Annotated in this window: 12 protein-coding genes; all 12 read right to left on the bottom strand. The window is 50.1% G+C overall.

The window, feature by feature from the left end; translation table 11 throughout:
* Nucleotides 1-2 precede the first annotated feature (2 nt).
* The 12 genes from HZB62_15500 to napA all read right to left on the bottom strand — a co-directional run bounded on the left by HZB62_15500 (nucleotide 3) and on the right by napA (nucleotide 9,955).
* The gene (locus tag HZB62_15500) at nucleotides 3-611 is read right to left on the bottom strand and encodes an RNA polymerase sigma factor (GenBank protein MBI5076556.1); all 609 of its coding nucleotides are present in this window, start codon (nucleotides 609-611) and stop codon (nucleotides 3-5) included.
* Between the two features lie 31 nt (nucleotides 612-642).
* Nucleotides 643-1,551 (bottom strand): cation transporter, encoded by a 909-nt coding sequence (locus tag HZB62_15495; GenBank protein MBI5076555.1) that lies wholly within the window; start codon nucleotides 1,549-1,551, stop codon nucleotides 643-645.
* Nucleotides 1,552-1,682: 131 nt separating this feature from the next.
* Entirely contained in the window at nucleotides 1,683-1,844 is a 162-nt protein-coding gene (locus tag HZB62_15490) for a hypothetical protein (GenBank protein ID MBI5076554.1), read from the bottom strand.
* A gap of 32 nt (nucleotides 1,845-1,876) precedes the next feature.
* Nucleotides 1,877-2,956 carry an ACR3 family arsenite efflux transporter gene (gene arsB, locus HZB62_15485; protein MBI5076553.1) on the bottom strand — a complete coding sequence of 360 codons (1,080 nt, stop codon included), beginning with the start codon at nucleotides 2,954-2,956 and terminating at the stop codon, nucleotides 1,877-1,879.
* Between the two features lie 2 nt (nucleotides 2,957-2,958).
* A complete protein-coding gene (locus HZB62_15480) occupies nucleotides 2,959-3,336 on the bottom strand; it encodes a metalloregulator ArsR/SmtB family transcription factor (GenBank protein MBI5076552.1) in 378 nt (125 codons plus the stop codon).
* A gap of 4 nt (nucleotides 3,337-3,340) precedes the next feature.
* Nucleotides 3,341-3,580, bottom strand: a complete 240-nt coding sequence (locus HZB62_15475; GenBank protein MBI5076551.1) for a thioredoxin family protein — start codon at nucleotides 3,578-3,580, stop codon at nucleotides 3,341-3,343.
* Between the two features lie 11 nt (nucleotides 3,581-3,591).
* Nucleotides 3,592-4,542, bottom strand: a complete 951-nt coding sequence (locus HZB62_15470) for a permease (GenBank protein MBI5076550.1) — start codon at nucleotides 4,540-4,542, stop codon at nucleotides 3,592-3,594.
* A 92-nt stretch (nucleotides 4,543-4,634) separates the two neighbouring features.
* Nucleotides 4,635-4,904: a chaperone NapD gene (locus HZB62_15465; GenBank protein MBI5076549.1), complete on the bottom strand. Its 270-nt coding sequence runs from the start codon at nucleotides 4,902-4,904 to the stop codon at nucleotides 4,635-4,637.
* A 46-nt stretch (nucleotides 4,905-4,950) separates the two neighbouring features.
* Nucleotides 4,951-5,469: a nitrate reductase cytochrome c-type subunit gene (locus HZB62_15460; GenBank protein ID MBI5076548.1), complete on the bottom strand. Its 519-nt coding sequence runs from the start codon at nucleotides 5,467-5,469 to the stop codon at nucleotides 4,951-4,953.
* Between the two features lie 57 nt (nucleotides 5,470-5,526).
* Nucleotides 5,527-6,348 (bottom strand): quinol dehydrogenase ferredoxin subunit NapH, encoded by an 822-nt coding sequence (gene napH / locus HZB62_15455; protein ID MBI5076547.1) that lies wholly within the window; start codon nucleotides 6,346-6,348, stop codon nucleotides 5,527-5,529.
* A gap of 7 nt (nucleotides 6,349-6,355) precedes the next feature.
* Nucleotides 6,356-7,168 (bottom strand): ferredoxin-type protein NapG, encoded by an 813-nt coding sequence (napG, locus tag HZB62_15450; protein MBI5076546.1) that lies wholly within the window; start codon nucleotides 7,166-7,168, stop codon nucleotides 6,356-6,358.
* Nucleotides 7,169-7,183: 15 nt separating this feature from the next.
* Nucleotides 7,184-9,955, bottom strand: a complete 2,772-nt coding sequence (napA, locus tag HZB62_15445; GenBank protein ID MBI5076545.1) for a nitrate reductase catalytic subunit NapA — start codon at nucleotides 9,953-9,955, stop codon at nucleotides 7,184-7,186.
* Between the last annotated feature and the right edge of the window lie 92 nt (nucleotides 9,956-10,047).

Raw genomic sequence — 10,047 nt, 5'->3', positions numbered from 1 at the left:
TATTATTTGAGAAACATAAGAGAAGTGGAAGTCCTTTCACAGGCCAGTTCATTGCGCTCATCACGATAGAGATTGCATCCTGCCTTCAGTTCCTTCCTGAGCCGCGCTCTGGCCCGGTGCAGTCTGATCTTTACCGTATCCGAAGATATGCCGAGAATGTGGGCAATTTCATCACTGGCCAGTTCTTCAAAATCACTCAGAACCAGCACAGTCCGATACTTTTCCTGCAGCCCATCCACCATACCACGAATGCAGGTATTCATTTCTTTTTTGATCAGAGATGCCTCAAGCGAAGGTTTATGGTCTTCCGTCTCCAGATATGCAGCCTCAACGTCTCCTTCATCGTTTCCGTGCAGAATATCCGAAGTCTCTTTCTGTAATGAGAGCGAACGCAGCCTGTCAAATGCCGTGTTGGTTGCTATTTTGTAGATCCATGTTGAAAGGCTGGATCTTCGTTTGAAATCCTTCAACCCCCGGCTGACCTTTACGAAAACCTCCTGGGATAGATCATCAGCTTCAGTTTCGTTGACCATTCTGGCCAGATAGCGTCGAATCTTTTCATGGAAGCGTTCATAAACTCTTTGAAACTCGTGTTCATATTCGTTATTCATGCTGAGCATCTTTGCACCTTAATCCGGATTTTTATTGATGATGGTGCCCAAGGTGGCTGCTTTCTGCATTCACGCGGCAGTAGATCTCATTATTACAGCAGTCTTCGCACTCCATCTGGATCACGGCATGCTTTATTCCCCTCTGTTCGAGCCTTTGCTCGATCTCCTTCCGAATGGCATCGGCTTCGCTTATCTTCTGGTCATGAACCTGAACATGTGCCGAAAAAGCAGGTATGCCGTGACCAATGGACCATATATGCAGATCATGTACATTGCGCACCCCCGGCATTTCTGCTATAACCTTTGCAAAATCCTCTGCATGAAAGCCGATCGGACTGAGGTCCAGGAGTATCCAGAGGGCTTCTTTTATGACGCGGGTCCCGCCGATGATGATCATGCATCCGACAATGGCGCTCGCAATGGTATCGGCAAGCACCCAACCGGTAAACTTAATGATCAGCCCGGCTATGATAACCCCTGCTGAAGCCAGGGTATCGCCGAGCACATGGAGCCACGCACTCTTCATATTCAGGTCATGATGCTTGTGTCCTAAAATCCATGCCATGACCAAATTGCCAAAGAGCCCTGCTGTCGCAATAAAAAGCATCACCGATGAATTGATCTCGGGCGGAGCATGAAGGCGCTTATACGCCTCCATAAAGATGAACAGGGCTATAACTACAAGGCTGATGCCGTTGATAAGGGCTGCGAGCAGGCCTATGCGCTGGTACCCATAGGTTGCCTTGTGGTCGGAAGGCCGCTCCATGATCAGAAGGGCTATGAGGCTCAGGCCAAGCGCAAAGGCGTCGGTCAGCGCATGCCCGGCATCGCTCAGGAGAGCAAGACTGCGGCTCAGTACGCCGCCGATCACCTCGGCGACGAATATGACCAGGGTAACGACCAGGCTCCAGCCGAGGCGTTTTATTGAACTATTATCCATTCCGGTACTCGATAATAATCTGGATTTCTCTATTACAACATGCAAGATTAAACTCATCCCCTGTCTTCCGCGGAAACATTAATCAACCGCTTCTTTGCCTCGTCCGCAACACGGCGGACATCGCCGAGACATCACCTGCCCTCAGGGTGGTTCGTCTTGCAGTTGCACCCACCCCTTTTTTTCTCACTGCGTATTCGTTCCAGAATTGAGGAAATGCCATTATTTTCCCTGACATCCCTGACAATGTCTTCTTCAGAGTAGGCAAAACAGTAACAGATAAGATCCCTTGTCATTACCTTATCCCTGTCCAGCTTTCATGAAAAGTTCACAACAGATCAGCATTATTCACCCGACAGTATTCAAGTTTGAAATACTTCTTCTGGAAATAAAGCGCCACATTCACGAGGCCAATCAATACCGGCACTTCGACGAGCGGGCCGATGACTGCAGCAAAGGCTTCGCCTGAATTGATGCCGAAGACCGCAACAGCGACCGCGATTGCAAGTTCGAAATTATTGCTTGCTGCCGTAAAGGAAAGCGTGGCTGTCTTTGGATAATCAGCGCCTATCTTCTTTCCCAAATAGAAGGAGACAAGAAACATTACTGCAAAATAGATCAGCAGCGGCACGGCAATCCGCAGGACGTCCAGCGGCAACTTCACGATGTAATTGCCTTTGAGAGAGAACATCACCACAATAGTAAAGAGGAGCGAAATGAGTGTGATCGGACTTATTCTTGGTATAAATACCTTCGCATACCATTCCCGGCTCTTTACTTTAAGCAGGACAAAGCGGGTAAACATGCCTGCCAGAAACGGTATGCCGAGATAGATGAAAACGCTCTCAGCTATCTGGCCTATGGTCACATTGACCACAACGCCCCTGAGTCCGAACCATGCAGGAAGGACGGTTATGAAAACATACGCATAGACAGAGAAGAAGAGCACCTGGAATATCGAGTTAAAGGCGACAAGTCCTGCTGCGTACTCGGTATCGCCGCAGGCAAGATCGTTCCATACAATGACCATGGCAATGCATCGGGCAAGACCGATCATGATCAGGCCGACCATATATTCCGGATATCCGGAAAGAAAGGCTATGGCTAACAGGAACATGAGAACAGGACCTATAACCCAGTTCTGTGCGAGAGAAAGCAGGAGGATCTTCTTATTTCTGAATACTTCCCCCAATTCCTCGTATTTAACTTTTGCCAAGGGAGGGTACATCATCAGGATAAGACCGATGGCTATCGGTATGTTCGTGGTGCCGACCTGAAACAGGTTGATGAACCCCTCTGTTCCCGGAATAAAAAATCCAAGGCCGACACCGAGGACCATTGCGCCGAATATCCAAAGCGTTAGAAAGCGGTCGAGAAAAGAAAGCCTTTTGTCTGCGATTTCGGCCATCATCATTCTCCGCAGCATCTTTTTTTGCTTTGCATGGGAACAACGTCTCCTTTTGCCGGCTTGCCCTCCAGAAAATCCTCAAGCTTTTCCCGGTCCAAAGCTACTGCTTTCGCTGGTGTCCTTTCCATTACAGACAAAAGAAGGGATCTCTTGAAGAAATCCGAATCATCAAGACTATAATGGGTCCACCGCCCCTGTTTTCTGTCCTTTATAAAACCGGCATCTTTCAGTGCCGCAAGATGAAACGATACCTTCGGCTGAACCATATCAAGCGCTGCGACAATATCACAGACACAGAGTTCACCCCTTTCAAGCAGCTTGATGATCCTGAGTCTTGTTTCGTCGGAGAGAGCCTTAAATATAATAAGCAGGTCCCGCATATTTTCAGTCCTCAGCCTTTAGCAATTCTTTCACCTTCTCAAGACTGGGCAAGGGTTTGCCGGAGTGTTTGAGCTTGCCGTTCACCACGAGCCCGGGAGTAGACATCGTATATTTCATGATCTCCTGTATATCGGCAATCTTCTCGATATTGGCGATAATGCCGAGTTCACTGACAGCGGCCTGAACCAGTCTTTCCATGGCATGGCAATTAGCACACCCCGGGCCTAATACCTTGATCTCCATATGCATGCCTCCTATAAAATAGCGTTAAAGAGATAGCCGACAGCCGTAATAGTTATGGTCATAATTCCTGCAAATACTGCGAGCAGGGGGACTTTTAATACTTTTCTGAGGATGATCATCTCCGGAAGGGAGAGCGCTGTCACTGCCATCATAAACGCCAGGACTGTCCCTGTGCTTAGACCCTTCTCCATAAGGGCGTAGACAATCGGGATTACGCCTGCTGCATTGGAATAGAGCGGCACTCCAAGCGCTACAGCAATCGGCACAGCAAATGGGTTCTGCGGTCCCGCGTATTTCACCAGAAAATCCTGGGGAACATACCCGTGGATGAATCCGCCGATGCCGATGGCAACAATAATATAAGGCCAGACCTTTTTCACGATATCTGCGGTATTCCATTTCGCATACTTCAGGCGGTCTCTGAAGACCTGTTTAATAATTTCCTGTCCCTGCCCGATCTGAATTTTGTAGACATATTCCTGCACCCATTTTTCGAGTTTCAGCTTCCCTATTGCCAACCCCGCAACTATGGCGACCAGAAGCCCGGTTCCCAGATAGATCGCAGCGATCTTCCAGCCGAAGAGTCCCCAAAGGAGGACAACCGCCACCTCATTTACCATGGGTGAGGAGATCAGAAAAGAGAAGGTTACGCCAAGAGGCACACCGGCCTCTATAAAACCTATGAACAGGGGAACAGCTGAACAGGAGCAGAAAGGAGTAACAATGCCAAGAAGCGCAGCAAGAATATTTCCGATAAATTCTTTTTTATGTGAGAGTATTTTCCTTGTCCGCTCAGGGGGGAAATAACTCCTGATAACAGAAACAGCGAATATGATGACCGAAAGCAGCAGGAATATCTTTATGGTGTCGTATATAAAGAAATGAAGAGCATCACCGAGCCTGCTGCCCTGAGAAACATTGAACAGACTGTATGTAATATATGATGCAAATGCGTCAAGCATATGCCATCTCCCTGCCTCGCATAGAAATATATAAACATATATTTATGAGTTAGTCAAGAAGGCGACAATGGTTCGCGTCTGGTGAAAACTATTCACCCAGCAGGAGGGCTGTTTATTTCTGAGCCTTTTTCATGTTCTTCATAATACGAATAGGCAAGCTGGACCGAAAGGACATGGGGAAGATTCTGTATTTCCCCCATCTTCTGCATCCCGCCTCTGACCTCATCGGCCTCGATCGTGACAATGATCTTTCCCGACTGATCTGAAAGAAAAACCTCGCAGAGCTGCGATCTTTCCAGCTCTGCGAGAACTGCTTCGAGGTTCTCCGGCAGAGTCATAACAACCATGCTCGATATGCTCACAGAGCGCCTCTTTTCTCAACGGATAGCACGACAGCATAATCCTTGTTCATTCGCTCTTGACCCCTTCGTTCAGAGAGTCAAGGAGATTCGAGCTGGTCTTCGATTTTTTACTTCTGAACTCAGCCTTGAAGGTGTTCTTGATCGCCTCAGGTATCTTCACCTGAGGCACATGGCACTGCATGCACGGGTACCGTTTCCCATCCAGACTGCCCTTCAGGTCTTTGCCTGTATCCATATCCACAAAATGAGACTTTGGCAGGGGCGTGGCATTCATTGCCCGGGCAGCATCGGGCATATGACAGTTAAGGCATGCATTGTTCGTCTCTACCACCGGAAGCATACCGGTCAGGTCATGGGGGATAAGCGGCGGACTGTTCTCAAAAGCCCGCTCTATCCTCTTGCTCTTGCCGGGCTCAGCCTTGCCGTATTCGCCATGCTGAGGCATGACCTTACTTTCGTCATAGAGTGTCTCCTTCCTGATCCCAAGCTCCTCTTCGCTCTTTTCTTTATGCTTCTTCTCGTCAGCAACAGCCGGACTGATTCCGAGAGACAGTATAACGGCCATCCCCATTGCTATGAATCCTTTTCTGCAGATGTCTTTCATGGGACCCTCCTTATATGATCATGCAATACTGGTTTTGTTTTTCTCCGGAGAAAACCGGATTCCGAACTTCATGGCATTCTCATTGCATACCTCTACGCATCTGCCGCAGTTCGTACACTCTCCTGATGCCACTGCGCTGCTGACCTTTCCGACCATGGGCAGAACCTGCTGCTCAGGGCAGATCTCAAGACAGTTCATGCAGAGTGTACATTTCTCTTTGCTGTGCATGACTCTGACCAGGCTGAACCGTGTGATGAGAGCGTAAAAGCCGCCCAAAGGACAGAGGTGGCCGCAGAAGCCATCTCTTTTTACAAACAGGTCGAATAAAAAAACTGCAAGTATCATGGTCCATCCCATGCCCATGCCAAAAATAATGCCCCGATGCAGCATGGATATAGGACTGATCCACTCAAAGGCAGCAACGCCTGTTGCCAGGGAAACAGCAAGACTGGTACCAATGACCCAGTACCGCGTCTTCCTGCTGATCACAGGGCCTTTACCCAAAGCATCAAGGCCGGTCTTTTTTCTGAGCCAGTTAGCAAGATCGGTCACCATGTTGAGAGGACAGACCCAGCTGCAGAAGGACCTGCCTGCGATCAGGCCGAAAAAAAGGACAATGATCAGAGCACCTGCAAGCGCCTGCCCTGAAACAAGGTGTTTTGCGGCAAATATCTGGAGAAGGGTAAAGGGATCGGTCAACGGTACACTATCCAGCACCTTTGATGTGCTGAGATTGCCTCTCAGGACATGCCATCCGAGCAGGTTACCTGACACAAATAAGAGCATGATAGAAATCTGGCTGGTCCTGCGCAGTACCATAAACTTATATTCTCTGAACATTGGCATATCAAAGGTCTCCCTTGTTCAGGTAGTCAAGCGGGGACTTTTCTGACCGCGGTGTCCTGGTCGTTGTCTCCTCAGGAAGGCCTTGCATCCGTTCCTCATCAGCATCGTCCCATCCCCGTATGTACCGGTCTGATGACTCTCCCATGGCAAGCTCTCTTGGAAGCACGAAGATCGAGGCCTTTTTCGTAACGCAGGCATGTTCGCATATGCCGCATCCGGTGCAGTGGTCGCTGTGAACAACCGGTGCAAGCATCGCATGCTTGCCTGTCCGTTCGTTCTTCGTGTATTCAACCGTAACCGCCTTATCAATCAAAGGGCATGCCCGATAACACGCATCGCACTGGATTCCCCAGTAAGCGATGCATGTCTCCCTGTCGATCAATGCAAGGCCGATCTTTGTCAGGTTGACATCCAAACGTGACTTCCCCTGCTCATCACTGTCGCTTACCAGCGAAGGGAGAAGCGCGCCGGTGGGGCAGCTCACTGCACAGGGAATGTCCCTGCACATTCTGCAGGGATTCTCACGCATCTGAAAATACGGTGTGCCGACTGGCCGTTCATCTCCCGGCTTCGCAAGCAGAAGCGCCTTGTACGGACATGCTTCGACGCAGAGGCCGCATTTCGTGCATTTTGCAAGAAACTCCTGCTCAACCACTGCGCCAGGAGGCCGCAGAATAGTCGCAAAGGTTTTTTTCCCGTCAAGCATGTCTGTCCATGCAAGCCCTCCAACTGTTGCAGCGCCAAGGCCCCTGACCATGTCAAACAGGAATTTTCTCCTCTCAGGCATCTTCTCTTCCTTATCTCCACTTACCATGAAAAACCATCACCTCTATGCCTTGTACATCTTTACCGCGCATTTTTTGTAGTCCGGCTCCTTTGAGATCGGACAGGTGGCATCGAGCGTCACCTTATTGATAAAAACATTTTCATCAAAGAACGGTATAAAGATCAGTCCCTGGGGCGGCAGATTCCTTCCCCGGGTCTCGACACGGGCCTTGACCTTGCCTCGCCGGGACTCGACCCAGACAAGATCACCATCCTTGAAGCCATTCTTTTTGGCGTCATTTCCGTTCATAAAGCAGAGTGCCTCAGGCACTGCGCGGTACAACTCCGGCACGCGCATGGTCATGGTGCCGGTATGCCAATGTTCAAGCACCCTGCCGGTGCAGAGCCAGAAAGGATACTCGCTGCTCGGATTTTCCGGCGGCTCAATGTAGTGCCTCAGAAATATCTTAGCCTTGTTCGGCAGTTTCAGTTTTTCATCGCCTTTCGGCCCCATGAGATCGCCCTTTGGAATTTCCTTCATGGCATCACCGTAGAAGGCGAACTTGCCGCGATTCTCTTTTTTTGCATAGGGGTCATATTCAGCATTGAACCTCCAGAGTGTCTCCTTACCGTCAACAACCGGCCATCTGAGTCCCCGGACTTTATGATAAGTATCGAAATCCGCAAGATCGTGGCCATGGCCAAGACCGAACTGCCGGTATTCCTCCCAGAGATATTTCTGCAGGAAGAACCCGTATCCCTTAAAGCCCTCAACGTTCCTCTTGTCACCACCGGCCTCAGAGTTCATGAAGCCTGTACCTACAGGATCGGGCCATTTGAATGCCTTTGCCTCCTTGTTCGCAAAGAGAACATCGAAGAGCGTATCCGTCTCCTTGTATCCCATGGCCTTGGCCTTCTCGATGACACTCGGAAGCGTGTTCTTGTCATCGATCTTCCATTCCTTCCAGACCTCGGCAAGGGTGAACCGCTTTGCAAACTCCACGGTCTGCCACGTGTCTGACATGGAGTTTCCGATAGGCGTCACCTGCTGTTTCCAATGCTGTGTCCTGCGCTCCGCGTTTCCGTACGCACCCCATTTCTCGAAGATCATGGCAGCAGGAAGGATCAGATCAGCCACTTTTGCCGAGATGCTCGGGTACGCGTCTGAAACAACAATAAAGTTGTCCATCTCCCGCGCAGCAGCAACCCAGTGATTGGCGTTCGTAGCATTTTGCCAGGGGTTATTCACCTGGACCCAGGCCCACTTGACCGTGCCATCCTCAAGATCTCTCATGATCTTGATAAAATGCGAGCCGACAACCGGGTTCAATGTTCCCTCAGGCAGTTTCCATATTTTTTCGGTCATCGCCCGATGCTTGGGATTTGCAACGACCATGTCAGCCGGCAGCCGGTGAGCAAAGGTTCCGACCTCGCGGGCAGTGCCGCAGGCAGAAGGCTGTCCCGTAAGACTGAAAGCGCCGTTGCCGGGCTGTGACTGCTTGCCGAGGATGAGATGGATAGCATAGATCTGCTCGTTCACCCAGGTGCCGCGCACATGCTGGTTGAAGCCCATGGTCCAGAAGCTCACGACCTTCCGGTCTTTTTCTGCATAGAGATCAGCAAGTGCAGTCAGTTTTTTCTTGAAATCCTCAAGAGATTCATTGGAATCGCCTTTGGCAAGTGCTGCGACAAAGTCGAGCGTGTAAGGATCGAGGCCCTTCTTGAAGTCCTCAAAACTGATCGCCCAGTGTGTACCGGCAGTATTGGTATTCTTCATATCCATTCTGCTGCCTTCCTTAATTCCGAGCGCACCCATGGCAACTGCTTCCTCTTTCGTAATGATCTTGAAGGACTCTTTGCTTGCAGTGTCGAGCTCTTCCTTGCGATATTTTGGATGGTCAATCTTCGGTCGGAGGCCATAGCCTATGTCCACGTGACCGGTTGTAAAGACACAGTTCTGGTTCACAAAATCCCAGTCAATCGCCTGTGGCCGGTTATACACGATCTCGCGCAGAATGAAGTTCTGGATCGCCAGGTCAGTGTTCGGTTTCATAATGATCTCGCTGTCAGCCAGGCTCGAACACCGGTTCGTAAAGGTCGTAAGGTTTATAACCTTCACTCTTTTGGAGTCCGCAAGTTTCCGGTTCGTGATCTTGGACCAGAGCACCGGGTGCATCTCGGCCATGTTTGCTCCCCAGAGAACAATGGTATCTGAATGATGCATGTCATCATAGTTGCCGGCAGGTTCGTCAATGCCAAAGGTTTCCATGAAGGCGGCAACCGCGCTCGCCATGCAGAGTCTGGCATTGGGGTCTAAGTTGTTGGATCTGAAGCCTGCTTTCATCAGCTTGGCAGCTGCATACCCTTCCATGATGGTGTACTGGCCTGATCCGAACACGGCCACACCCTTTGGACCGAGTGTGCTGTAGTGTTTCTTGAACTGTCTGGCCATTTCATCGAATGCCTTCTGCCACGTAATCGGCTTAAACTTGCCCTTCTTGTCAAACTCTCCCTTGTCGTTGACACGCATGAGCGGTTCCGTAAGCCTGTCCGCACCATAAATAATCTTGGCGTTGAAATATCCCTTAATGCAGTTCAGGCCCATATTGACCGGCGCAGCAGGATCTCCCTTCACGGCAACGATCCTGTCATTCTTGGTTGCGACCATAAGACCGCAGCCTGTGCCACAAAACCTGCAGACCGCCTTATCCCATCGCCAGCCGGCCTCAGTCTTTTTTGCTGCTGCTTGCAGCTCTTGCGGCACGGTCATCCCAACCGCTGTCGCTGCAGCAACGGCTGCAGTCGTTTTCAACAGCTCTCTTCTCGTGAGTTTCATCTGACCCTCCTTGAGACGTATGCTTAATATTTCGGTCGTATATCTTTGCCAGCTTAACCTTGGGTGTCACTCAGTTCTTTTGCTGCTGTCAG

The organism is Nitrospirota bacterium (genome assembly GCA_016214855.1).
Taxonomy (GTDB): Bacteria; Nitrospirota; Thermodesulfovibrionia; order Thermodesulfovibrionales; family UBA6898; genus UBA6898.
Note: the sequence above shows the minus strand (reverse complement) of the source record. Positions and strands in the feature narration are given on the sequence as shown.

Coding starts and splice junctions, on each gene's coding strand:
- HZB62_15500 (MBI5076556.1), bottom strand. CDS start 611: ATGAATAACGAATATGAACACGAGTTTCAAAGAGTTTATGAACGCTTC.
- HZB62_15495 (MBI5076555.1), bottom strand. CDS start 1,551: ATGGATAATAGTTCAATAAAACGCCTCGGCTGGAGCCTGGTCGTTACC.
- HZB62_15490 (MBI5076554.1), bottom strand. CDS start 1,844: ATGACAAGGGATCTTATCTGTTACTGTTTTGCCTACTCTGAAGAAGAC.
- arsB (MBI5076553.1), bottom strand. CDS start 2,956: ATGGCCGAAATCGCAGACAAAAGGCTTTCTTTTCTCGACCGCTTTCTA.
- HZB62_15480 (MBI5076552.1), bottom strand. CDS start 3,336: ATGCGGGACCTGCTTATTATATTTAAGGCTCTCTCCGACGAAACAAGA.
- HZB62_15475 (MBI5076551.1), bottom strand. CDS start 3,580: ATGGAGATCAAGGTATTAGGCCCGGGGTGTGCTAATTGCCATGCCATG.
- HZB62_15470 (MBI5076550.1), bottom strand. CDS start 4,542: ATGCTTGACGCATTTGCATCATATATTACATACAGTCTGTTCAATGTT.
- HZB62_15460 (MBI5076548.1), bottom strand. CDS start 5,469: ATGGCCGTTATACTGTCTCTCGGAATCAGTCCGGCTGTTGCTGACGAG.
- napH (MBI5076547.1), bottom strand. CDS start 6,348: ATGTTCAGAGAATATAAGTTTATGGTACTGCGCAGGACCAGCCAGATT.
- napG (MBI5076546.1), bottom strand. CDS start 7,168: ATGGTAAGTGGAGATAAGGAAGAGAAGATGCCTGAGAGGAGAAAATTC.
- napA (MBI5076545.1), bottom strand. CDS start 9,955: ATGAAACTCACGAGAAGAGAGCTGTTGAAAACGACTGCAGCCGTTGCT.